The 23,509-nt window shown below is 60.6% G+C and carries 22 protein-coding genes; 7 read left to right on the forward strand and 15 right to left on the reverse strand.

The genetic code is table 11. The features are described 5' to 3' along the window. Positions 1 to 2: 2 nt before the first annotated feature. Complete coding sequence (locus tag RVAN_RS13985; RefSeq protein ID WP_013420362.1) at positions 3 to 533, reverse strand: hypothetical protein; 531 nt, start codon at positions 531 to 533, stop codon at positions 3 to 5. 242 nt (positions 534 to 775) lie between these two features. On the opposite strand from RVAN_RS13985, the gene RVAN_RS13990 reads away from it, so the two are divergent. Further along, a complete protein-coding gene (locus RVAN_RS13990) occupies positions 776 to 1,027 on the forward strand; it encodes a hypothetical protein (protein ID WP_013420363.1) in 252 nt (83 codons plus the stop codon). Between the two features lie 191 nt (positions 1,028 to 1,218). On the opposite strand, the gene RVAN_RS13995 is transcribed toward RVAN_RS13990, so the two are convergent. From RVAN_RS13995 to RVAN_RS19145, 3 genes are all read right to left on the reverse strand, one after another. Beyond that, complete coding sequence (locus RVAN_RS13995; RefSeq protein WP_013420365.1) at positions 1,219 to 3,024, reverse strand: phage terminase large subunit family protein; 1,806 nt, start codon at positions 3,022 to 3,024, stop codon at positions 1,219 to 1,221. Beyond that, on the reverse strand, positions 3,014 to 3,454 hold the full coding sequence (locus RVAN_RS14000; protein ID WP_049779435.1) for a hypothetical protein: 441 nt from the start codon (positions 3,452 to 3,454) through the stop codon (positions 3,014 to 3,016). The genes RVAN_RS13995 and RVAN_RS14000 overlap by 11 nt, the downstream gene beginning before the upstream one ends. A gap of 588 nt (positions 3,455 to 4,042) precedes the next feature. Then, positions 4,043 to 6,223, reverse strand: a complete 2,181-nt coding sequence (locus RVAN_RS19145) for a phage/plasmid primase, P4 family (RefSeq protein WP_013420367.1) — start codon at positions 6,221 to 6,223, stop codon at positions 4,043 to 4,045. A gap of 374 nt (positions 6,224 to 6,597) precedes the next feature. Here RVAN_RS19145 and RVAN_RS14015 point away from each other — a divergent pair, with 374 nt between their 5' ends. Beyond that, positions 6,598 to 7,872 (forward strand): DUF6538 domain-containing protein, encoded by a 1,275-nt coding sequence (locus RVAN_RS14015; RefSeq protein ID WP_013418723.1) that lies wholly within the window; start codon positions 6,598 to 6,600, stop codon positions 7,870 to 7,872. On the opposite strand, the gene RVAN_RS19735 is transcribed toward RVAN_RS14015, so the two are convergent. From RVAN_RS19735 to RVAN_RS14030, 4 genes are all read right to left on the reverse strand, one after another. Further along, positions 7,812 to 8,024, reverse strand: coding sequence for a hypothetical protein (locus RVAN_RS19735; protein ID WP_013418724.1), 213 nt, complete (start codon positions 8,022 to 8,024; stop codon positions 7,812 to 7,814). The two genes, RVAN_RS14015 and RVAN_RS19735, sit on opposite strands and share 61 nt — an antisense overlap. Before the next feature lie 226 nt (positions 8,025 to 8,250). Further along, positions 8,251 to 8,616, reverse strand: coding sequence for a hypothetical protein (locus RVAN_RS20295; RefSeq protein WP_041787287.1), 366 nt, complete (start codon positions 8,614 to 8,616; stop codon positions 8,251 to 8,253). 439 nt (positions 8,617 to 9,055) lie between these two features. After that, positions 9,056 to 9,469 carry a hypothetical protein gene (locus tag RVAN_RS14025; RefSeq protein ID WP_013418726.1) on the reverse strand — a complete coding sequence of 138 codons (414 nt, stop codon included), beginning with the start codon at positions 9,467 to 9,469 and terminating at the stop codon, positions 9,056 to 9,058. 102 nt (positions 9,470 to 9,571) lie between these two features. After that, the gene (locus RVAN_RS14030) at positions 9,572 to 10,033 is read right to left on the reverse strand and encodes a hypothetical protein (protein ID WP_041787655.1); all 462 of its coding nucleotides are present in this window, start codon (positions 10,031 to 10,033) and stop codon (positions 9,572 to 9,574) included. 219 nt (positions 10,034 to 10,252) lie between these two features. Here RVAN_RS14030 and RVAN_RS14035 point away from each other — a divergent pair, with 219 nt between their 5' ends. Both RVAN_RS14035 and RVAN_RS14040 read left to right on the forward strand, forming a co-directional pair. Further along, positions 10,253 to 10,570, forward strand: a complete 318-nt coding sequence (locus tag RVAN_RS14035) for a hypothetical protein (protein WP_013418728.1) — start codon at positions 10,253 to 10,255, stop codon at positions 10,568 to 10,570. 67 nt (positions 10,571 to 10,637) lie between these two features. Next, the gene (locus tag RVAN_RS14040) at positions 10,638 to 13,697 is read left to right on the forward strand and encodes a TOPRIM and DUF927 domain-containing protein (RefSeq protein WP_013420370.1); all 3,060 of its coding nucleotides are present in this window, start codon (positions 10,638 to 10,640) and stop codon (positions 13,695 to 13,697) included. A 460-nt stretch (positions 13,698 to 14,157) separates the two neighbouring features. On the opposite strand, the gene RVAN_RS14045 is transcribed toward RVAN_RS14040, so the two are convergent. Beyond that, positions 14,158 to 15,138 carry a toll/interleukin-1 receptor domain-containing protein gene (locus RVAN_RS14045; RefSeq protein WP_013420371.1) on the reverse strand — a complete coding sequence of 327 codons (981 nt, stop codon included), beginning with the start codon at positions 15,136 to 15,138 and terminating at the stop codon, positions 14,158 to 14,160. A 346-nt stretch (positions 15,139 to 15,484) separates the two neighbouring features. Here RVAN_RS14045 and RVAN_RS14050 point away from each other — a divergent pair, with 346 nt between their 5' ends. The 3 genes from RVAN_RS14050 to RVAN_RS19745 all read left to right on the forward strand — a co-directional run bounded on the left by RVAN_RS14050 (position 15,485) and on the right by RVAN_RS19745 (position 17,191). Next, positions 15,485 to 16,162 (forward strand): nucleotidyl transferase AbiEii/AbiGii toxin family protein, encoded by a 678-nt coding sequence (locus RVAN_RS14050; protein ID WP_013420372.1) that lies wholly within the window; start codon positions 15,485 to 15,487, stop codon positions 16,160 to 16,162. An 11-nt stretch (positions 16,163 to 16,173) separates the two neighbouring features. After that, the gene (locus RVAN_RS14055; RefSeq protein ID WP_013420373.1) at positions 16,174 to 16,446 is read left to right on the forward strand and encodes a hypothetical protein; all 273 of its coding nucleotides are present in this window, start codon (positions 16,174 to 16,176) and stop codon (positions 16,444 to 16,446) included. 310 nt (positions 16,447 to 16,756) lie between these two features. Continuing rightward, complete coding sequence (locus tag RVAN_RS19745) at positions 16,757 to 17,191, forward strand: helix-turn-helix domain-containing protein (protein ID WP_013420374.1); 435 nt, start codon at positions 16,757 to 16,759, stop codon at positions 17,189 to 17,191. A 37-nt stretch (positions 17,192 to 17,228) separates the two neighbouring features. Here the strand turns inward: RVAN_RS19745 and RVAN_RS14070 are convergent, their stop codons facing one another. From RVAN_RS14070 to trbL, 6 genes are all read right to left on the reverse strand, one after another. Next, positions 17,229 to 18,152, reverse strand: a complete 924-nt coding sequence (locus tag RVAN_RS14070; protein ID WP_013420375.1) for a sulfite exporter TauE/SafE family protein — start codon at positions 18,150 to 18,152, stop codon at positions 17,229 to 17,231. Continuing rightward, complete coding sequence (locus tag RVAN_RS14075; RefSeq protein WP_013420376.1) at positions 18,149 to 19,108, reverse strand: sulfite exporter TauE/SafE family protein; 960 nt, start codon at positions 19,106 to 19,108, stop codon at positions 18,149 to 18,151. Before RVAN_RS14075 ends, RVAN_RS14070 begins: the two co-directional genes overlap by 4 nt. A gap of 30 nt (positions 19,109 to 19,138) precedes the next feature. Beyond that, entirely contained in the window at positions 19,139 to 20,440 is a 1,302-nt protein-coding gene (locus tag RVAN_RS14080) for a TrbI/VirB10 family protein (protein ID WP_013420377.1), read from the reverse strand. A 97-nt stretch (positions 20,441 to 20,537) separates the two neighbouring features. Then, complete coding sequence (gene trbG / locus RVAN_RS14085; protein ID WP_013420378.1) at positions 20,538 to 21,461, reverse strand: P-type conjugative transfer protein TrbG; 924 nt, start codon at positions 21,459 to 21,461, stop codon at positions 20,538 to 20,540. Positions 21,462 to 21,480: 19 nt separating this feature from the next. Then, the gene (gene trbF, locus RVAN_RS14090; protein ID WP_013420379.1) at positions 21,481 to 22,170 is read right to left on the reverse strand and encodes a conjugal transfer protein TrbF; all 690 of its coding nucleotides are present in this window, start codon (positions 22,168 to 22,170) and stop codon (positions 21,481 to 21,483) included. Positions 22,171 to 22,233: 63 nt separating this feature from the next. Continuing rightward, positions 22,234 to 23,490 carry a P-type conjugative transfer protein TrbL gene (trbL, locus tag RVAN_RS14095; protein WP_049779440.1) on the reverse strand — a complete coding sequence of 419 codons (1,257 nt, stop codon included), beginning with the start codon at positions 23,488 to 23,490 and terminating at the stop codon, positions 22,234 to 22,236. Positions 23,491 to 23,509: the final 19 nt, after the last annotated feature.

The following is a 23,509-nucleotide window of genomic DNA, read 5'->3' on the forward strand; positions in this document are numbered from 1 at the left end:
GGCTATTTCACCAGAAGGCTGAGCACGGGCGAGGCGAGCGCGCTCACCGGCCACAGCAGCGTTTGCGTCACGCCAGGGCGCATATTGGCGGCGGGCAACTCAACGCCGCCAATGCGGACATCCACGCCGCCGAGGCCGATATCGGCGCGAACGAAAAGCGGAACGCCCGCGCGGATGAACGTCATGTGCTGCTCGAACATGCGCGACGAGCGGAGCTGTATGTCCATCACCTCCAGCACAGTCCACGACGTGCCGTTCAGGCTAGCGATCAGGGCGAGCGCAGCGAACGCCGCGTCGGCCTCAGTGTAAGTCGTGGTCACGCCGCGCCGCGTCTCGTGGTCGAGATGCAGGCCCGTGATGCGGTGAAACGAATCGACTGCCTCATCATCACCGTTGAATGAGCCATCCGTGCTTCGGATGATTCGCTTTTTCTGAAGAATACGGGCGCGTTCATACACGGCTTCCTGCGTGTAGGTTGCGATATTCTGGGTTGCCCATACAGCGTGGGCGATATTTCGCAGAGTAATCGGCATGGTCTCCCCCTTCGGTTGCGTAAGAAACTAGCCGAGTTGGGATATTTTTCCAAGATAGATTTTTAGTAGTTATCAGCAACTTCGAGGTTGCCTAATTTTGCCGAAAAATGCGTCAAAATGCACAAGTATAACTGCAAAAATTAACCCATTTTAAGTAAATTCCCGCTATGGTTGCGGATGTTCACGGGTCAAAACCCGGTGTAGTGCGTCAGTCGATCACGAAAATGTGAATAGGAGCTGACATGACCACCGCCAATCCCATCATCGAACTGCACGCACTGAAGATCGTGCAGCTTGCCCAAGACCCTCACGACGACCGCGATGAAAAAATGGAGCAGCTATTCCAAGACATCCGCGACGAACTCGATGAGTCGGACACCGAGGCCGACCTGCGGACAAACCCCGAGTTCGAAGGCGGCGGCGGCGAATACCTCGCGCGGCGCGAGAAAGAGCGGGCCGCCGCTGCCGCTGCTCTTGCTGTGCTGCGAGGCTAGAGCTATGCCAACACTCCTCGTAGGCGTCGTCCTGACGGTCTACATGCTCGCGAACTCATCGGTTGCTTTTTGGCCGATCGCGCTCGTGATCGTGTTCCTGCTTATAACGGTGTTTTTCTGCTGACATGCGCTGAGGCCCGCCAGTTTGACCGCTGGCGGTTCTTTCTGTTGGTCTCTAGGGTAGTAGCGGGCTACCACACTCCCGGCTGCTTGGCAGGCCGTCCGTTGGGGTACAGCCACGAGCTGTAGACAACAGGCGAAACGGGCTTCGTCGTCATGCCCGGATTAGCCACCTCAGCTTCTCGCGCCTCGATCTTCTGGCCGATCAAGTGGCGCACCGCGGTCGCGTAAACCACACAGTCGAGACTTTCAGCCCGTCGCCCTGGGACGCGCTCCCAAAGCCGAACGGGCGCGCCGCGCTGGTAGCGGATGACAAGGCGCTCGCTGGCCAGTTCTTCGTAAAACCGCCCTTCAAGCGTCTTCGAGAACCGCACAGAATGCCCGCGCGTCAGTCGGTCGTTAAGCTGTTGCTTCAGCCCATCGACGCCAACGATGAACAGGATATGGCCCTTCTGGTTACTGCGCTTGATCGCTGGTCGATTGCCCGCCATGCCCTTGATCGCGAAGATTCGGCGGCCCAGCCGTGGGCGGCAGAAGTTCACGACGCGGTCCATCGTGACGCCGTCGCTCGAATCCACGGCCGTCGCGTCGACCTTGAGAAATCCGCCCTTGGGATGCTTCCAATTGGTGCGGATAGCTTCGTCGAGTTCGGCCCAAACGTCATCGGCCATCGGATCGCCATAGATCGCCGATTGCCCAAGGACGAAGATTTCATCCCGTGACCATCCGAGGAAGACGACTTCAAGCCGATCGCGCTGAACGTCCACGCCCGCCGTCACGAACAGCACTTCCGGCGGGATGCTTTCGAGGCTGAAATCCTCCGCCCGCGCGGCAAGCGCCGTATCGTCGAGCGATTCCGTTGCCTCGCGCCATCCCTGGGCCAGGATCGTGTTCACGAAGACCTGGAGCTGGTCCGGGCTTTTCTTCGCTTCGATGAACTCGGCGGCCAGCGCGCCCCATCGAGCGTTGTGCAGCGTCGAGACGAGCGCGTTAAGCCTGAAACCCGCATGGCCCTTCACATGGGGCGCTGTGGCCCGCCAGCGGCCGTTCTCGACCATCGCCGCCTTATGCCGCTCATCGATGCAACAGCCGCACGATGGGCACACGTAGTGCGCTCGCTCCGGCTCGCCTTCGGGCCATTGGATGTCCGCCCAGGTGATTTCATGGAAATGTCCGCACTCAGGGCAAGACACCTCGAACACGCGCTGATCGGACTGGGCATAGGCCCGCAAAACGTTAGAGGTCGCCTCAAAGGTCGGAGTACTGCCCAAAATGATCTTGCGATTCGCGAAGCTCAAGGTGCGCTTTTCTGCCAGCGTGACCGGCGATCCCTCAGCGCCCGCTTCCATCGCGTCGGCTTCGTCGATAAGCAGTATACGGACATTATGCCGACGCAAATTCCTGGGCGACTTGGCGGCAACGATCTTCAGCGAGCCGCCTGGGAAGCGACGGCTCAGAAGCGTATTGCGGCCCGTCTCGTCGGCCTCGGCGGACAAAAGCCCGCGCAGCACCGGTGTTGCCTCGAAGATCGGTTCGATGTCCGAAACCACATAATCGCGGCAATCGCTCTCGGTCGGTAGCAAGCATAAAATCGGCGAAGGTTCGTTGGCGATGTAAGACGCCAAGGCGCCCGTCAGTAGCGTGGTGAAGCCAACGCGCACCGGCTTGACGAGCGAGATGCGCTCGATCTCGGGATCGCTGATCGCGTCAGCAATCTCCCGCATGTAGGGCGCGAGCCTGATCGGCCCAGGCAATGCGCTCACGCTATCCGGGAGCCGCATATGCGTCTCGATCCACTCGGACAACTTAAGCCGTGGTGGCGGAATCAGAGCCCGCAGCGCGTTGCGGCGGACCGTGGCGATGGCTTCATTCGGCATGGGCGGCCTCGCTCAATGCGGTGCGAATCTCGGCGTCGATGGCAAGGATGTCGTGCTTGGTGAGATGGCCCATGCGTTGCTGAACGCGCGAGGGGACCGACAGCATGCCCGCGCGCACGTCGCGGAGGACCGTCGCCCACGCGCGTTCGACGTCGCTGGCGGCGATCAGCTCACGCCGCGCGGCCTGGTTGTGCAGTTCGAGCTTGTCGGCCGTCGCTTCAGCCGCTCGTGTCTTGGCAGCCGTGAGGGCCAGCGACTGGGATCCCATGCCTGGGCGGCTCGTGCGCTGCCAATCGGCCCATGCACGCACTGCGGCCTTCAGCTTGTAGCGGCCGGGCGTGATTGTCGGGATGAGCCCGGCGCGCGCCATCTCCCTGATCCGCTGATTGGACACGCCAAGCCACTCGCTCAGCTCGAAGGTCGATACCACGTGGCTAGAGATATCCGTAGGCGGACCATCAGCAGGCGGACTATTACCCAGAAGTTGGGCTATGCTGGCATTCGGTTTTAGCATCCGAGTTATCCTTGTGAGCTGAGCTGACTTAAAATTTAAGTCGCGGTAAATTTAACGGGGTAGCGGGCTTGTCGTAGATCGTAAATTTAACTGGGACGCGATGGGTCCTAAGTTAGCTAAAATGGGCGCGAGGGGCGTGGAGCCGCACTGTGTCGGCCGTTGCAAAAATGTCACACCTCGATTTCGCCGTTTTAGCTTTTCAGGCCGCGCTAAAAGCCCAGCAGCTACGACGGCGATTTTTATATTTCCCATATTTTTTGCCGTCCCCCAGTTAGCCGCTATTTAGTCTGCATACGGACCATACACGTTTTACACGTTTCTTCCGGTTCCCCTTTACATGTGTGCGCGTATGTGTGTGTGTGTGCGCGCTATGGCGATAGAATACGGGAGAAACGTGTAAAACGTGTATTTCCAATGAAATCAATGGGTTACGAGGCCATTTTACACGTTTCTCCGAAGTGGGCTCTAACGGTTTTTACGCGCCGCAGATAAAATCCGTTATTTTTAATCATCGAGAGCCGCCAAATCCCCCTTATTTTTACGAACGCGCAAGCCGCGATAGCCCCGTTTCCGGTCTCGCCCGATCTGATCCCGCTTAAAAAATCCCCGCTGGGATAAGGTCTCCGCAAAAGTTCCTTTCTTCGTGCCGGGCTCTTCGCCAAGTCCGTAAGCGTAGCGCGACCACGAATCCCAGAGGTTATCTGACGTATCCACGAATTCCGGGCCGACGTCGCAACGGTCGGCAAGCCACTGGGCAAAGGTGTCTTCAGCTGCAAAATACTCTTTCGTGGCCGCGTCCATGACCGGCGGAACGATAAGCCCGCTTTCCTGCCAGTCGAGGCAACCGTCGATCAGCCACGCTAAAATGCCCGGCCACTCCCGCTTCAGTGCGTCGGCCAATTTCGTATTGGGCCGGCGCGGTGGGTGATCGAAGGGCAGGATCAGAAAACGCCGCTTGATTGCCGCGTCCACGTCGCGAAGGCTGGGCCGATTATTGCCGAAGATCGTGAGCTTGAATTCAGGCGCGAACTCGAAGTCGTCCTGTCGCATGAACCGCGCGGTAATCGTGTCCTGCCCGGTCAGGTTCTTGATCCGATTCTCAGCCCAAGCCTTGCCCTTTTCGGTCTCGGACGCGCGCGCCATGCGAGCACCCCGAAGCCTCGCCAACTCGGTCGTGTGACGCTCGTACTTCGAGGCCGTGAGCGTTTCCATGCCGACGTTGACGGCGTAGTCGCCCAGGATGTCGCCCACAGTGTTGATCGCCGTCCCCTTGCCCGAACCGCCCGGCCCGTAAACGAAAACCAGCTTCTGTTCTCGCGTCTCGCCTGTCAGACTGTAGCCACACCATTGCTGAAGAAACCGGATCGCGCCCGCGTCACCCGCCAACGCCTCATCGAGGAAGGCGAGCCAGCGCGGGCAATCCCGTTTCGCCCGAAACTCATCATGTGGGATAGGGGCGACGGCCGTCACGCGGCTGATTCTGTCTTCTGGCCGTGCGTCGCGAAGCTCGCCTGTCCGCAGGTCGACGGTGCCGTTCGGTGTGCCGAGAAGCATCGTGTCGCGGTTCCACACATCCGATGTCACCGCGAATTCGCGAACCGATCGGGCGCCGCGTTCGATGGCTTCCCACGTGGGCACGGTTTTGAGCGTCTTTGCTTCGCTCGAAGCGATCTTCAAAGACTGCTCGCGGGCATAGTGCAGCGCCAGCTTGGTTTCTTCCCGTCGCCAATACCCATCGAAGCGGAACCACTTCCCGGCATGATGGTCGAACAGCAATTCACCCGCGTAGGCCTTCGTGAAGGCGCGAATCACGCTGTCCTGATCGAACCCGGCCGGTTCGTCTTCGTGCGTAGGCTCGAAGGGCTTGGCGGCATTATCCCAGGCACGATCAAGGGCGCGCTGGCCTTCCTTCGCCACGTGTGCGGCAGCGTCCGGGTGATCGGCTATCACGTCCTCGAATTCTTCTTTCAACCATTCGAGATCGTGGGCAAGCTTCGCTAGCCGGAACAACTGCCCGCTGCCACTCTCGTCTCTGGGCCGCTCGCCGCCTCCCTTCATCTGCTTCTGGTAGGCAGGCCCGGCCACGTCGATGAACCAGCGCACCGCGCCCGCATCGATTTCGCGTAAAGCCCCTCGGGAATAAGCCTTCTCGGTCAGCGTCGACCAGCCGCGAACCATGAGCTTCATTTCGGAATGCGCCCCAGGGCCTGCGAACGCCTTGCCCGCGGTCACCCCCAGTGCCGCCACGTCCGTGTCCGATATAAGGAAGAACAGCTTCAGGCCCCTCCCGGATGGCGACACCTCGCAATACGAGCCGAAGCGCTTCACCACGTCAGCGGCGTGCGGGGCGGCGCCGTCATTCCCGAGGCAGCCATCAAGGTCGATGCACCACAAATGCCCGTCCCCGAGATCGCCCAGCATCACCCCAATGCCGCCGGAGCGAGGATCGCCAATAAGTGCCTCGACTGTGCGATTGCGGCTCCACCAAGCCCGCGCCTCGCGCTGTGTGGCCCAGCTCGATGAATCGTTCGAGCGTGCGTTACCACCCGTCCGCGCGTCCTTGGGCACCTTCCGCCCGTCTTCGAGCCGCCATGCAACCCAACGCCGCATGCCCGCGAGATCGTTAAGACTTTTTTTCGCGGAAGCCCTTGAATCTTCGGCGAAATCATCATAAATCTTAGCCATAAAATGACCTTTCGAAGAGGGTTGTTTTATCGTCCTGATGACTGGCGTCTCTCCTACGCCGGGTTTACTGCCTGCGCGAATCGTCGCCGCCCCGTAGCCAGGGCGGCGATTTCTTTTTGTAGACCAGAGACTTCGGTTTCAAGCTGGCGAGATTCCCCAATGGAATCAATGGTGGCGCTTTGGCTGTGATTCAAGGGTAGCGCGTTGATTTCATTAGCGAAAAGGACAGCCTCCGTCTCCGCCAACCTTTTTTTGCAAAAATCCCGTAAGCACCTATTCCAATTCACTGTTTTGCCGTAGAGCGAATTACTTCAGACTTGTTTCGCCCGGATGTGCTATACATTTCGATGCACAATTTGGGAGACACGCGGGCTTTGAAAGACACAACCATTTTCAAGCGGGCCGATACGTGGCAACTCCGCCGCCGCGTGCCCGCGCGCTATGCCCCCGTCGAAGAGCGCAAGGTGATCTGGCTCAGCCTTCACACCGATTCGGAAAGCGTGGCGCGCCGCAAGGCCGCTGCTGCATGGGTGCAACTCGAAGAGGCCTGGGAGGCCCGTCTCGCGGGCGACACGAACGATGCGGAGAAGCGTTACGCGGCGGCCCTGAACCTTTGCGGAATGCGCGGCTTTCGCTACCTGCCTGCCGAAAAGATCGCGGCCTTGCCGGAGGAAGAGCGCATCCGGCGCGTGGAAGCCGTCGCTTCCGGCAAGCCGGAACGCTTTGAAGCGGCGGCTTTGCTCGGCGGCATAGCGAACCCGCCGCTCACGGTGACGCGGGCGCTCGATCTCTATTGGACGCTTGCCAGGGATCGAACATTGGGCAAGAGCGAGGACCAGCTTCGCCGCTGGCGCAACCCGCGCATGAAGGCCGTAAAGAACTTCGCCCATGTGATCGGCGCGAAGCCGCTCGCCGAAATCACCGCCGACGATGTGCTTAACTTCCGTGAATGGTGGATCGAGAAGATTGAGGCCGAAGACCTGTCGCCCAGCAGCGCGAACAAGGATTTTACCCATCTCGCGGACATGGTGCGCACGCTCAACCGCATGAAGCGGCTCGGCCTGCCGGACCTGTTTCGTGGTGTGGCGCTCAAGGAAGGCGCCAAGCGCACCAGGCCTCCGTTCTCAACCGAATGGACAAGGATGCGCCTCATCGCTCCCGGAGCGCTGGACGGCCTCAACACCGAAGCCCGCTGCATTGTGCTGGGCATGGTCAACACCGGCTACCGGCCAAGCGAGGCGGCAGGATTGCTGCCGGACCATATCAGGCTCGAAGGCCCGATCCCCTTCATCTCGATCGAACCTGTAGGGCGGCAACTCAAGAACGAGACGAGCAAGCGTATCATCCCGCTCGCGGGCGTGTCGCTCGAAGCGTTCCGGGAGTGCAAACAAGGCTTTCCACGTTATCGAAATTCCAGTGCGACGCTGAGCGCAACGGTGAACTCATATTTCCGCGAGAATGGTCTGCTCGAAACGGAAGATCACAGCCTCTATTCCCTTCGCCATTCTTTCGAGGATCGGTTAATCGCCACGCATGCGGACGAGCGCATCCGGCGCGACCTGTTCGGGCACGCCTATAACCGCGAGCGCTACGGCAAGGGCGGAAGCCTCGAACGCTTGCGCGAAACGATTTTGGCGGCAGCGCTCTGAGCGACTTCGCGGGCGCGCTCCCACGCCTTCGCCTTTTCCATGTCGCGCTCGAAGGCCATGAAGACGGGCAAGAGCGCGGGGTTCTGAGTAGCGAGCCGTGCAACTTTCGCATGGGCTGCCTTCAGGCGCTCGATGTCCTTGAGGGTGCGCATGGCTCACACTCCCACGTTGCGGGCGAACCGTCCGAACTCGTCACGGCGTACCGCTCCAGATGACCCAGACATGTTGCAGCTTGCAGCCTTCCAAGCGCTGCGTGTGCGTTGCACGCGCCTCAGGCCCACGCCGAGCCCTCGGCTTGGTGTCTCGTGAGAACCGCGCCATTTCCCCTTTTGGAAATGCCTTGGGCAGGGAGGAAGGGATGCGGAGAGACATGCGGCCTCATCGAACCTTCCTTTCACGATTATAAACGGGGCAATCAAAGATCAGCTCTCGTCCCGTCCGCACCTCAACGCCGAAGACTTTCGCGGCGAGGTCTGCGCCATGCGCCCGCGCAAAGGACGTAATCAGCTCATCCCAGTAAAGCGCTCGGCCGGAGGCCGTCTCCGGATAAGGTCGCGCGAAGGCGGCGATGGACGCCGCATGGATCCGTTCGAATTCGTTCGAAGAGCCGGGTTCTGGTACGTCGCTTGGTGGCTTGACGCGGGCTCTTTTCCTGGGCTTGCCGCGCACCGGGGGCTTGTGCCCTGCAGAAGCAACCGCGAGGGCATCCACGCCGATAGACTGAAGCCACAGCAATTCCGCCACCGGCCCAAGCGGCGAAGCCAGGTTCAGGCAAACGCGGCACAGTGGCAAGGCCCAGACCGGTTTTCGCGGGGGTATTCGGATTTTCAATGCATGAAGGGCGATTGCCGGCTGCTTTCGGCACGCAACGCAGCCGGCTTCTGTCGGGGCTTGACGAGGGACGCGATCACTCGCCGCCTGTACACATGTGATCGACGGCGTTTGTCGCGCGCCGGCGGGCGAAACTCGCCCTTTGGAAGCAGGAACTCTGCCTATCATGCTGGCAACCCCAAGACACGGTACGAAGCAAGAAGCCAACTGCCTGATACGCTCTAGGCTTGCCCAATATTGTCTAAAAAGCAAAAAATAAAAATCGTCCAAAATAGGGCAACTATGGCATGACTCGCCTCAAGCAAAAGACGCCGTTTGGGAAAAAGGCGCGGCGAACAAGCTGGGGAAAAGATTACTTGGCGGGCGCGATCCTCGCGGGCGGCTGAGCCCAGGGCGCAGCGGCAACGAGCCGGACATTTGGGCCAAGAACCAGAGGCGGGAGTTCGAGACAGCTGGTGTTGATGGTGAGTTGCCGGGGCGGCACGAACAGCCGCAACAACAAGAGCTGTCTGGGTGGTGATCCGACGGTGACCGCCGCGAAGGAAACCACCGAAGGCGTCTCACCCTCATCAAGGAGGCGCAAGGTCAGGAGATCGCCAGGAAACACGCCGCTGTCGGACAGAACGCGAGAGCGAACTTCGTAGACCTGGCAGGAGGGATCGGATCCAGATCTGGCATGGCTGCGATCGAGCGCGATCAGATCGTCATCGAGACCGCTCTGCCCCTCGGCCGCCAAAGCCGACGCCCACGCACGCGCAAGTCTCATAGGCCGCTTTTCCGCTTCGTTGCCTTGGACTTAGACTTCTTCATTTATATTGAAACTGCAATCTGAGATCCGATGCAGTTCAAAGAATGTGCGCGGACCTATTCAAAGAAGGACGCGGCCGATCACGGTCGCTTTTGCTCTAAGCCTATGAATAGGCATGGCATTTTGATCATCGCTGTTGGTAATCAAAAGGTGCGGCCCGATGTATTGCCGCAACAGCAAAACGCCTTCTGGGCAGTTACTGGTAAAGATTTGGGCAATCACCAACTGGCCAAGCTCCAATTTCTGCAATCCCTTAGGGTCCATATCCGCGATGATCGGATCGCCCTCGGTGATGCCAAGCTCGCTCATCACGTTCGACAGAACCTTGAACATCTCTTGCGTCGAAGATGTCAGCGCCTTTTCGATTGCCGAGCCTTTGGGCGGGATATAGGGCGCAAGGTCGGCCATGTAGCTCAAGCTCTGAACCGAGAGAATTTCGGTCACAGGCACGCCCAACGCGCCGGCGAGCGCCTCCATTTTGGAAAGATGCAGCCCCCGCGCGCCCGCTTCGACCCGCGACAAATGACTTTCCGAGATGCCGATTTTTTCGCGAGCTCGGTGAGCGACAAGCCGCGTTCAAGTCTCAGTTGCCGGATTCGATTGATTGCCATGGAGGGCTTCTTGCCAGCTTTCTTGGTGGCAATCCAGAGTTTGTCCAAAAAAGACCTTGGCTGAGGATTGTCTAACAGGCAACAATCGGCAAGTCAAAGCTAAAACCTGTCAGGGAGGCGCGGGGCACGCATGAACTTGGCGACCAAATTCCAGAGCGTTTTGCAAGTGACGGGACATACCCGCACGAGTTTCGCGAAGCGCGCAGGCGTCACGCCCGCGATGTTATCGCGGCTCATCCCCCAGGATGGGAGGGAGCCAGAGAGAAAAGCCACGCTCGCAACCCTGCTCCGGCTGATCTCGGCCTCCGAAGGCCTACTCACTATCCAGGACTTCCGGGCGCACCGCGCCACGCGCGAACGGCCCTTCCTGATGGAGACCGCCTGCCCGCTCTGCGGGCGCGCCATCGAGGGCGATGCGAAGCACCCCAAGTGCAGATCAGCCGGATGAGCGCGGCCTTGCGATAGGCCCGAGCCAAGCGCGGCTCGCATGCAAGCAGGAAAGCAAAGGATGTCGCATGAAACGGGGATCGGGCGGCAAGGCTAAAGCCCGCGACGGCGACACGTCGCCAGGCAAGACATCGCCAAGCGAGACATCAGGTATGGCGTCATCAGGCCGATGGGAGTCCGTAAAAGCCGACCTCGCCGGCCGGGAGCTCGATATCCTGCGCTGGATCGGCATCGCCTGGCCACCGGCAAGGCGTCAAACCCATATCCATTGCCCCTTTCCGGGCCACGACGACAAGAACCCGTCCTGGCGATGGGACACGCGAAAGAAGGCATGGTTCTGCAGCCAGTGCGGCGGTGGCGACATCCTTCATGCCGTCGAGCGCATGAAGGGACTGTCCTTTCAGAAAGCCCTCGATTTGATCGAGACGGAGCTTCTCGGCCGCGCTTACGAAGCGCCGAAGCCGGAGCGAAAAACACGCCGCATCAGCCAGCAGCAGCCCGCTGAACGCGCCTTACAAAATAGGGCTGAGGCCGAAGCTTTTGGCGATTTGCCCAAAGCGCTCGATGAAAGCGCCGATGCTGCTACCGGTGGGCCGACCGGGCGACCGGTCCTTGATGCAGCCGATGACGACATCGAGAGGAGGCGCCAGCGCGCATTCCAGCTCTGGAGCGAGGCCAAAGCCGTCGCCGGCACGCTCGCTCAGACCTATTTCGAGCAGCATCGCGGCATTGTGCTCGATTGGCCGCTCCTTCACACGGCGATCCGCTTTCATTCCCGTCTTTGGTGCAGCGAGCGCGACGGATATTATCCGGCCATCCTGTTCCGGGTCTCGGACGCCTATGATGGGGAACTCAAGACCCTCCACCGCCTCTATCTCGGCGAGGATGGCGGCAAGGCCAAGATCGCAAGCCCGAAAAAGGCCTATGGCGAGTATGCGGGCGGAGCCATCTGGTTTGGCGCGCCGCAAGAAGGCGGCGAGCTTGTAAAAGCCGAGGGGCCTGAAAACGCGCTTGTCTGTTTCATGGCGGGGCGCCCCTTTGTTGCCTCCGCCATTAGCGGCGCGAATCTGAAGAACGTCGTGCCTCCGTCCATTATCAAGACCGTGCTTGTCGCCGGCGACCGGGGCCGCGGCGTCGGCAAGGGCAAGGCGGGCGAGGACTATGCCGAGGATGCAGCCAACGCCGACCGCAAAAGAAAAGTCTCGGCCGCCATCACCTATCCGCCGGCGCGGCCGAAGCCGGACGGCAAATGGCAGGATTGGAACGACCTTCTCGTAAGCGATGGGCTCGATGCCGTGCGCGAAGCGCTGGCCCAAAGCGAGCCCTGGGAAGATCTGCCCTTCGGGTTTCGCTGGCAGGAGAACGGCCGAGGCCTCGAATTCTTGAGCCGCATCGTGAAGGGTGAGGACGGCGAGGAGGAGGATGAGTGGGATTGGCTGTGCTCCGAGGTGAGGTTCCTCGCCACCACGCTCAACGCCGACAGCAAGGACTGGGGCCTCTATCTCGAAATCAGGACGCGCAACGCCGTCTGGCACAAGGCCGCCATCCCGAAAACCGACCTCGTGACGAGCTCCGAGGATATTTTCAAGCACCTCGCCTATCACGGGCTCGATTTCAACATCACGCCAAGAGCGAAGACGAAGCTCCGGGAGCTGCTCGTCCGCACTCGGCCCAAATCCTATGCGCTGTGTGTTCCGAAGGTCGGGTTTCACGACGGGGTGTTTGTGCTCCCCGATGAGACCATCGGGAACAGCAAAGGCCGCGCCGTCGTCTTTCAGCCGCACAAGCCGGTCGAGCATTTCTACCGAAAAGGCGGGAGCCTGAAAGGCTGGCAAGACGGCGTGGCGGCTTACGCGCGCGGCAACGACCGGCTCATGTTTGCGATCGCCGCCGCGTTAGCGCCGCCGCTCCTCGAACCGATCGGCATGGAAGGCGGCGGCATTCATTTCCGAGGCGGGTCGACGGCTGGCAAGACCACCATCCTTCGAGCCGCTGGCACCGTCTGGGGCGGCGGCGGTCAATATGGCTTCATGCGTACCTGGCGGGCGACCGACAACGCGCTCGAAGCTGTCGCCGCCATCCACAACAATGCGTTTCTTGCCCTCGATGAGATCGCTGAAATCGAGCCGAGAGCGCTCTTTCGGGCGGCCTACGCGCTCGCGAATGGTCGGCAGAAAGAGCGGATGCAAAGAACCTCCGATCTTCGCAGCGCTTGCACCTGGCGGCTCCTCTTCATGTCCACAGGCGAGATCGGCATGGCCGAAAAACTCTCCGAAGACCGCATGCGCGCAACGGGTGGGCAGGCGGTGCGGCTTGTCGAAATCAGTGCCGACGCAGGCCACGGCATGGGCATGTTTCAAAGTCTGCACGGGTTCAAGGAACCAAAGCAGCTCGCCGAGGCGCTCAGTGCGAGCGGGCGGGAGCATTACGGCCATGCGGCGACCGCCTTCATTCGCCATCTGACAAGCGATCTTGAGCGGCTGACCGAAGGCGCGAAAGCCTTTATCGGCCGCTTCGTGCAACAAGCCTGCGCCAAAGACGCCGACGGCCAGGTTGCGCGCGTGGCGGGCCGCTTCGGGCTTATCGCTGCCGCCGGCGAGCTTGCGATCGCGGCCGACATCGTGCCTTGGCGCCGCGGCGAGGTGCGCGAGGCTTGCAAGCGGCTGTTTCTCGAGTGGCTCGCCGCGCGCGGCACTTCGGGGCCGATCGAGACGCAGAACGGAATCCTGCAAGTCAAAGGCTTCATCGAGCTGCATGGCTCCTCGCGCTTCAGCTCCTGGCATATGCCTGGCCAGCCGACCGTGAATAGGGTTGGCTTCTACCGCATCTTCGATCAGGGTGGCGAGGACGAGAGGGTCGTCTATTACGTGCTGCCCGAAGGGTGGAAAGAGATCTGTCGCGGTCACGACGCGCGATCGATCGCCAGCGCCATGGTGGAGCGGGGCATCATCAAGCCGGACAACGATGGAAAGTATCAGCGCGTCGTTCGCCTGCCCGGCATGGGCCCGAGGCGGTGCTACGAAATCGATGCGTCGCTTCTGTTTGGCGATGAGGATGAGCCTTCACCGCAAGTGAACGGCAGCGCCTGGGTGCCCGTCGGGCCGGATTTCACGGCGCCGGACCAATAGGGTGATCGCTTTTTCCGGGTAACAGGTGAAACAGGTGCTACATTATTGCTATAACCTGACTTTTTCAGTTACACGGGACAGAGAAGCTCGTGTAACAAGTGTAACATCGCTGCACGTTTCGCCGAATCCTGATCGCGATATTCTCGCTTTAAGCCGGGCGTGTTACGCCTGTTACGCCTCGTCGGTTTTCGAGTGTAACAGATATTTCTTCGTGATTTCAGAACTGTAACGCCTGTTACACGCATTACACGGAAAAGGAGACCATGCCCGCGGACGAACCGGCGTTTGGGCGGGGTGCGTCATTCAGGGGCTACCACGGGTCCCGGGGATAGCTGCAAGAGGCCGGGAGAGGTCATGGGCTCCCGGACGAGAATGGCCTGCTAAAGCCCATGAAGCGGACACTGTAAATCGGTGTCGGATTTACAGAGGGACATCAGCAAAGCAGCCGCTCTTGCCCTAACTAGTCTTTCTTTCCCGGCAGATGAAAATTCGAGCGGTAACCCTGGAGTAATTCACGTATGTCAGCAATTACCCATTCGAAATCATTATCTAGCGCTTCGTTAGATGTTAAATCTGCGATATTCGCCTGAGAGAACCCAAACCCTTTTGGGATCTTGCTTGCTCCAGAAATAACATCGTCAATCATTGTCGAGACAAGGAAACCGTTAACACTTCCAAACTCGATTTCGTCCCAGAAAATTTGTCGCTCAGTTTGAACAGATTCCTTGCTCCAGAAGACCAGAACGCATCCTGAGCGATCAAGAGCCCGGCTAATGGCCATCCTATAATTATCAAAGAACCTAATATATTTGAGGTTTGGTGATCCAACCCACTTCTTTGAGAGACCGAGCTTTGCGGGCTTATCGATGAAAACAGTCAATTCGCTCTCTAACATCTTTTCGACAAATGGTCGTATCCTAGGCTTGTCCACATCGACGTGCGAAACAAAAACCCAAGGCTTTTCAAGCTCTTCACTAATTTCCTTTTGCCCAGGTCGAGGCTGTTCGGCAGGCGGGATTTCCGCTGATGGAACGGCGTCTTCCGCATCCACTCGTCGACGAATCAGTAGAGATAACGACCTTAGTAGTGCCTCAACTGAGGTCTTGTCGGTTTGGTTAAATATGTGAGTTTGATATACGTTAAATGGTATCGGCAAATCCTTGGGGTTCAGTGAGCCTACTATAATCGGTATCAGCTTTTTTAATCTCGCGGCGTAACCAGCTTCGGCTAGCACCCAATCGCTTTTTACCGATAAATCGGACCAGATAACGATAACGGCTCTTGCTTCATTTAGACGGTCCTGAATAACCCTGTTAAAATCCTCGCCCGCCAGTAGGTCAGTGTCCCACCAGGTCGAATGCCCACGATCATTAATGATTTTGGCTAACGCCTCTGCAATAGGCCTTTCAGGTCGAGCATATGCGATAAAAACGTCTTTCATAATACACCCTCAACTCCATTGCCCGTGCACGGATTGTGTATCAGCTGTCCTGCTTTTTGCAATCGCCGAGGCACAGCCTAGCCCCCCGCGGTGGCATTCACATCGATTTCTGTATCTGAGGGTGAAGCCGCCACGATGGTTTGGGACCGCGATTTCCGGTTTCGACCCATCTCGACGAACAGCGCGCAACTTTTTTGATGCGGTTCCGTCGATGGATAAGGCTGAATGCTAACCTGCCTTCAAGGCCGCTGGCGCGGGCACAGCGCAGAGGTCGGTTTGTCCCGCGCTGTGGTTTGTCGGTGTTTTGGCTTTGCCTTCTGCCAACGGCTCCCATTATCTTGGCTCAATGACACAGATATTCGATCCGAGGCTCGATATCCTGCCCGCCTCGCAGCGGCGCCTTTGGGACGAACTCGGCGATACCCCGGCAGACTTCATCCTTTATGGCGGTACCGCTCTTGCCTTGCGGATTGGCCATCGAAAGTCTGTGGATTTTGATTTTTTCAGTTCAGAACCGCTTGATCCCGCCAAGCTTCTTGAACAGGTTCCCTATCTCAAGAATGCCAGTGTTATTCAAAGCGAAGTCAACACGTTGACTGTCACTGTGCGAAGGCGCGGTCCTGTAAAGCTCTCCTTTTTTGGAGTGCCTCGTTTGCGGCGAGTTGGCGAAACGAGCAAAGCGCCTGTGACCGGATTAAGAGTCGCATCGCTGCTGGACCTCGCAGGAACCAAGGCTGCCGTGGTTCAAAGAAGGGCCGAGGCAAAGGATTACATCGATGTTGCCGCGATTTTGTCAGAGGGCAGCATCGATCTTCCGCTCGCTTTGGCGAGTGCAAAGGCGATCTATGGCGCGCAGTTCAATCCGCAAAATACCCTCAAGGCGCTTGTGTTCTTCGATGAAGGCAATTTGCAGGGGCTCTCGCAGCGCATAAAGAAGCAACTTGTAGACGCCGTCCGCGGTGTTGATCTTTCAAAATTGCCCCATCTGACCGGTAAGAAGCTCGATTCGGGACGAAAGCGGTGAGAGAGATACCCTTGACGCCAGAAACTTCGAGGATCGCAAGGCGGATCATCTGGTTTGAGCCGCCGTCTGCTGCGCTTTCCGATCCCGTTCGTTTCATGGCTTATGCCATGGCGCGCGCCACCCATGAGGACATGCAGGTGCTTCGCCGATATGTCCCGCTGGAAGATTTGGTCGAGGCGCTCGATCGGGCGCCGCCTGGGATCATCGATACTCGATCCTGGGCGTATTGGAACCTGATTGCCGGCCGTTATCCCGCGCCTCCTTTGCCCAAGAGGCAGCTTTAGAGAGTCGCTGTTCGGTTGACTATGGCGTCGCGATCATGATTTGGCGGCACGTTCCGCGGCTGCAAGAGACTGAGCGAGGCTGTCGAGTTCATCGTCGACTTGGCGGGACAGGCTTCGAAGCCTAATGTGACGCGCGGTATCGTCTGCCGCTCGGGAGGTGTTCGCCGCGTCGTCGATCAGTTCGCGCGCATATCGCAGCAAAGCCTTGAGACTTTTGAGGTCCGCAACAGTAAGCTTCATGGGCATACCCCCACGCTCGCCAATGTGTTAGCGTCACAATGCTTATGGCTATGAATGTATATATGATACAATGAAGGTGTCAACGATACAATTGAAGATGGCGCGCGCGGCTCTAGGCTGGACCATTCGTGAGCTGGCCGAGAGGGCTCGCATTCACGTCAATACCGCCCAACGCATCGAGGCCGGTCTTCCGGCGCAGAGCGCAACGCTGCAAACAGTGCAGCGCGTCTACGAGGACGCTGGACTGGAATTCATTTTCGCCGATAGCGGCGGTGGGCCAGGCGTCCGTCTGAAATTGAACGCCGAGATCCCGGCGCCTGGAGGGCGCTCGGATGAAGGCGAAGACAACGAGCCGGACGGCTTGAAGGCTCTCGATTGCGAGTTGGTCGACCATTGGCGCAAGCGGCCACGGCTTTGGCACTCGCTTTCGGAGACAGGTCAGCGTGTGCTGTCCCGCGAAATGTTTGGCGAGGATTGCGCAAACGAGGTGCGCCCCGGAGAATGAGGCGCGGCCCCTGATCCTTCGTCGTGATCCTCCCGAATCAAGGACTGGAGCGCCCTCGAAGGCTGGGCTTCGCTCCGACCCGGTCACGGCAGACAGGCTCAGCGAGACGAAGCAAGGCAGCTTTTAGATAAGGCGTGGGACGCGGGATCGCGGGCATGATTTTGAGCGTGAGAGACGCGGCGGTGAGAAGCAGGAGCACGGCGAAGACGCGTTTCAGAAGCACAACCGGCAGGCTATGCGCGAGCCTCGCGCCAACGGGCGCGGTCAGAACGCTTGCGACCCCGATTGCGCCGACGGCCGGCATGAAAATGGCGCCTGCACAGGCGCCGGAACAGCCCTCGGGCGAAGGCGCCAGAAGATAGCCCGCAACTCCCGCCCCAGCGAGCGGCAGACCGAGCGCGGACGCCGTTCCGATCGCCTTCTTCATGGACACGAAGCGCGACAGGATCGGGACGCAGAAGAAGGCGCCGCCAAACCCAAGGAGTGCCGCAAGCGCCCCGCCGCTCACGCTTTTCAGCGCGGTTTCCGTCAGGCGTTCAAAGCCAAGCCTGTCCGAGACGGCAGCTTCCTTCGCCCTTTCGGGCCTCAGGACTCCCCACGTAAACACGATCGCATAGAGAACGAAGACGGCGACGATCATGCGCGCATCGAGAAAGGGCGCGAGCGTGGTCGCCAGAAAGGAGCCCGTGATAAGCGCAGGCGCCAGGAGGGCCGCGCATCTGAGACAGACCGCGCCCTTCGCCGCATGGGCCTGGGCGCTTGCAAGCGCGGTTGGAATGACGAGCGCCAGCGAAGTGGCGGTGGCGATTCTCGGCACGTCCGGCCCGGAGATACCTAGGAGCGGCAAACCGTAGATGAGGCTCGGCACCACGACGAGGCCGCCGCCGATGCCCAGCAGTCCCGCGGAGAGACCGGAGACGCAGCCGACGGCGGCGAGCAGGACCCAGTCAAAAGGCGTCATCGGGCCTCGCTGATGGGTGCAAGGGCCAAGGTTTTACGATCGAAGATTGGCACGGCGGGAGCGGGCTGTGGCTCGCAAAGCGAACCCAGCACAAGGTCGAGAGCGCTTTCTCGAGTCTCTGCCAAAAGGCTGCCAAGGCTCTGGGGGCGAAGGCCGACTGTGCACAGAAGTGCTATGGCGAAGACCGCGAGCGAGCGGCTCGCCGGGGCCGACGGCAAGAAGGGTCTGAGCCGCAGCGCAAGCGGCGCGATGAGAACGGCACTCATGCCAATTGCGGCCAGCGCTGGCAGGAAGAGGACGCCGGCGCAGGCCGGCCCGCAGGTCAGGGGCGCCGGGGCCAAGAGAGCGCCGACCGAGGCGGTGAACGCAAAGGGCAAGGTCAAGGCGCTCGCGGTGGCGGCTGCCTGTGCGGAAGGAAGGGCCTTGGCGAGCCAGCGCGCCAAAATCAAGCCCGCGCTCACACCGGTAAGGGCGGCGAAGGCTCCGCCCACGACCGTTTTCAGCGTCAGGGCAAGGAGCGAAGGATTGCGCGGCTCGACATGGTCCCTATCGCCGCCGCCCGCACGCCTCGAGAGGCGAAGGGCCAGAAGGATGGATCCTGAACCGAGAAAAAGCGCAACGATCCGGCCGTCCAAATTATCCGCGACCATCGCGGCGATCACCGCGCCAACGGCCGCGCCTGGCGCAAGCAGGAGGATGAAGTCCCAATCGATCGCTTTCCAGGACAGCCTGCCCTCCGCTTGGCCGATCGTCACCGGGATCAAGATCGCCAGGGCGGTCGTCACTGCGAGCCGCGGCGCCGCCTCGGCGGTCACGCCGCAAAGGGGAAGCACAATCAGAAGGGCCGGAGCGAGGGCAAGGCCACCGGCCTGGCCGAGCAGCCCGAAGCAGAGCCCGACAACGCCGCCCGTCAGGATCAGAAGTCCCCAGGCGGATGGATCAAGGGTGACGTCCATGGCCATCTCCCTTCGTGGGTTCCGATGGCCTCATCGCTGTACTCCGTCGCGATAGGGATACCCGCCGAAAAACGCCGTCGCCTTGTCGCCTGGGACCCAGGGCCGAAGGATCAGATCCTTCGTCACCTGCACCACGAAGCGGTAGCCGGGCCTCACCTCGAGCGTCGGCTGGATTTGCAGATTGCGCCTCGCCATTTCCATGCCGAGCTGGCCCAATTGCTGGCCGGTGGACGCCGCGATGGTCTGCGTCGCGTTGAGCCCGCCGCTCGTCTGGTTGTTGCCATTGCCCTGGCTGAGCTGAATGCCGGCCGAGAAGGCCGAGAGCAGGATGGCGTTGCTCCAGATCTTCCAGACATGATTGTTGACCTGATCGTTAAAGCCCGCATAGCCGCCTTCGTCGGCGCCGGGCATCCGGCCAAGATCGAGCGAGGAGGCGTCGGGATAGATGATCCGCGTCCAGGCGACGAGCACCCGCTCCTGACCGGTGGTAATGCCGGAATCATAGGTGCCAACGAGCTTTGATCCTTGCGGGATGACAATGAAGCGCCCCGTGGCGGTGTCGTAGACGTTCTCTGAAACCTGGGCCAGAAGCTGGCCCGGCAGATCGGAATTCACCCCGCCGATCATGATAGCGGGGATCACCGTGCCGGCGCGCACTTCGTAGGGTGAGCGCGGCGCTTCGCGCCGCGCCTTGAGCGTGTTCTGGTCGGCTGTTTTCGGGTCCTGGTCGGCGAGGAAGGCGCGCTTGTCACGCTGCCTGTTGAGGTCGCGATCGCGTTCGGCATCGCCGCCGAGCTGCGAAAGTCGGTCCGCCGCCAGTCTCGTGAACTGCTCCGAGGCCGAAAGCGGCGCGGGCGCTGCCTCGCTTGTCGAGAAAGCGGTTCGTCTTGGAAGATTGGCCTGGATTTCGGAGCCGGCGCCGAGCGCTGTCAGCGCGAGCTTCTCGCGGGCCTCGCGCAAATGTTCGAGGCGCTTGTAATAGCTCTCCCAGGCAAGACGATTGGGATCTGGCACGTCGGGGAGAGGCGGCGCCGCGGGTTGGAGCGAAACCGGTTGCGGCAGCACCGGGATGGTCTCGGGCGCTTTGGGCGGAATGTAGCCCGCGTCGGGCGCGTTCGCCAGAATGCCGATCGGAGCTTGCGTCTGCCGGCCCATTTCGGCGCCTCGTTTTGAGGCTTGCAGGCGCAAATGATAGGTGTAGGCGATGGTTGCCATGATGAGCGCCAGGATCGCCATGGCGATCATGAGCGGAACGCGGTTCAAGCGCCGAACGCCTGCGCCGCGCGAAGGCGACCCGCCCAGGAGATCGGGGGAGGAAGGGGTTTCGTTCACCGTCTGACCTCTCGAAGCGTGGAGCTGCTGCTGAAAACTGCGGTGCTGCCGGCGCATTCGCCTGGTTCAAAGAGCGCAGCCGAGAGTGTTTGCATGATCAATCCCTCCGCGTGCGGGTGATGGTGACACTGCTCGCGCTGCTGCCCACGCCCGAGGTGAGCCGCGCCAGGGTCAGGACCTTGTCGACTTCGAAGCGGTGCTCGACGAAGCGATAGTTCACAAGCCGCGTCACGGGCCCGTTGAAGAGGCTATCGAGGCCAAGGAAGCTCGCGTCTTCGGCGATCTCGACAAGGGCTGGAAGCTCGCTCGAGCCGACTTCGGCCGGAAACAGAATGTAGGTCTTGACGCCGTCGGTATAGACATGCGTCGGCTTCCAGGGCGCGTCGCCCGAAACAGCGAACTCAAAATCGAGTTTGCCGGGCGCGGGCGCCACGGCCGCCGCCGCGCGCATTTCGCGGGTCTGCTCGACCTTGGTGCGGTACGCCTTCCACTGGCTGCTGGCGTCATCGGGATAGTCGAAAGAAACGCGCGGCATCCAGTCTTGCGAGCGGCTCACAAGCTTGATGATGTAGGTGCGCCGATTGGTGGTGATGACGAGATTGGTGATGAGCCCCACATCGGTCGGCTTGATGATCACATGGGTGATGATGGCCTCGCCCGCCCCTTGCGTCGCCGGCGTAATCTTCCAGCGCACGCTGTCGCCGACATTCAGATCATTGACGCTTTCGCCTTCCTGCAGAGCAAGATCGCAGACGTAAAACGGCGCGCACACGATGGTGGGAAGCGTCGAGCCGAACACGAACACGGTTGCACCCTCGTCGCCTCGCGCCGGCCCCGCACGGTTGCCGGCCCATTCCTTGCCATAGGCCACGCCCTTTTGCTCCTTGGGCGCCAGAGGCGGCTGCGGCCCGGCCAACAGCGGCACGCGCGGCGGTGGTCCTTCGGGAAAGCTCTGAGGCGCTTGCGCCAGCGCCGCGCCAGAAAGCAAGGATGATAGTACATATAAAATCACTGCGCGCATGACAAAGTCTCCCCTCCGCTCAAAGCCGTTGCGACCAGCTGTAGCTGTTGATGTAAATGCCAAGCGGGTTAAGGCGAATGGTGGCCTCGTCCGATGGCGGGTTCAGCGTGATGGCGATCGTGGCCTGCCAATGCTGGGTTTGAGGCTTTGAGCCGTCGCGGGTTCGGGTTTCTTCGCGCCACTCGATGCGCCAACTGTCGGCGGACAGCGGCAGAACGCTTTCGACCTCCACCATGACGGTTTCGGTCTTGGCGCGCTCGAACGGATCGTGGGCGCGCATGTGGTCGTTCAGCCGCGCATAGGCGTCGCCCCGCTCGTTGATCATGGCATAGGCTTCTTTCAGGAGCGCGCGCTCGGCGCCCGCGTCGGTGTAGACGCTTCTTATGTTGGCGATGAAGCGCGCAAGGCTCGCGACGATGAGCTGGTGGTCCGGCTTGACGAGCCGGTCGGCGCGATCGACGGCGGCGGCGGAGCCGAGCTTGTCGACGCGTACCACATAGGGAACGATCTGGCTTTGGCTTGCGACGTAGACGAGGCCTGCGCCCGTGATCAGCGCTACGAACAGGGCCAAAATGGCGGCAAGCCGCCAGTTCCGGGCTTGCGCGATGTAATCGCCGTAGCGCTCGTTCCATTCGCGGCGCGCATTGAGATAGGGATTGGTCCCTTCCTCACGGGAAGAACCAAGCTTCCCGTCCTGATGGCTGCTCATGATCCCTCTCGATGGTACATAGACAATGTTGATAACCGCGCATTTCTGCTCCTGGATCGCGGCTTAAGGCTTCTTCGGCGGGTTGCCTTGGCTTGGCGGTGCGGCCTGACTTTGCTGCGCAGCTTGGCTCGGCTGTGCCGGTTGGCCCGCGCCCGTGACCGATCCTTGCGGCTGGGAGGGCTCGCTCGCGGTTCTTGCGGCCTGCCGGTCGACGGTTCGTTCTTTCAAGGCCTCGGCCATCTGCCCCGCCCAGGTGCCGTAATGGATGCGCCCGCTAAGGCGCATGCCAAGCGTATCGCCGGCGGCCATGGCGGTATTGCCGGCCATGCGAACCACTCGCCCTGGTCCGAAGCTGCCCGACATGCGCGCATCTTGCATTTGCTCGCTCGCAAGCGCCGAGCTTCGGGCCGCCACCATGGCAGCGCCAATGCCGCCCTTGAACGCGCCCCAGCCAACACCGGCAGCGCCCGCGGCAACACCGGCGAGTGCGCCGCCGCCGCTTATTTGCGTGCCATTGATGAGGCCCTGGATCATGTCGGGAATGATTTTGGTGAGCGCCAGCATGACGATGGCCGAGCCGACCGAGACGAGAAGATCAGACGTGTTCGCCTCGAAATTCTGGATCAGCGCGTTGAAGATTTGCTGGCCGAGCCCGATCAGGAGCTGCAGCACGAACAGCTTCGCGCCGACGCTCAGCGCGTAGATGATCATTTTGAGCGCGTAATCCTTGGTCCAGCGCGATCCGCCGAAGCCCATGAACAGGATGCCGGCCGAGATCACGACGTAGGATTCGACGAGCGCCAGTACCAGAAAGGCGGCGATGAGAGCGAAGCAGATAAGGAGCACGAGCGCGAAAATGAGGAGACCCACGCTCGCGCCGGGGCTCCAGATGCTCGACTGATCGAGTACCTTGTTGGCCATGCTGAGCCCGATCGCAAAAATGTCCGATGGCGCGATCAGGCTCGTGCCGCCCGAGGCCTGCACGGCCTCGTTGGCGGCGGTCCTGAAGCTGTTGACGATCGCCGCCGCCCAGGCGCTCGAATTGACAAGTAGCGCCAGAAAAAAGCCGATGAACAGGATCTGATTGACGAGTTCGGCCATCCATTCGCTGACATCGGCGCCGCGAAAGGCAAGCCGGATGGCGGCATAGGACATCTCGATGGCGGCGAGCAGCCAGAACAGTGTTTGCGCGTAAGTCGCAAGCGTCGTTTCCCATTTCTGCGCGTTTTGCTGGTAGAGCCGCACGATCCCATCGAGCGCGTTGGTCGTAGGCTCCGCGGCCGCGGCCGGGCTTGCCGAAATGATGCTGAGAACAAGCACGCCAACGGCAAGGCCGATC

The sequence above is a fragment of the Rhodomicrobium vannielii ATCC 17100 genome (assembly GCF_000166055.1).
Lineage (GTDB): Bacteria > Pseudomonadota > Alphaproteobacteria > Rhizobiales > Rhodomicrobiaceae > Rhodomicrobium > Rhodomicrobium vannielii.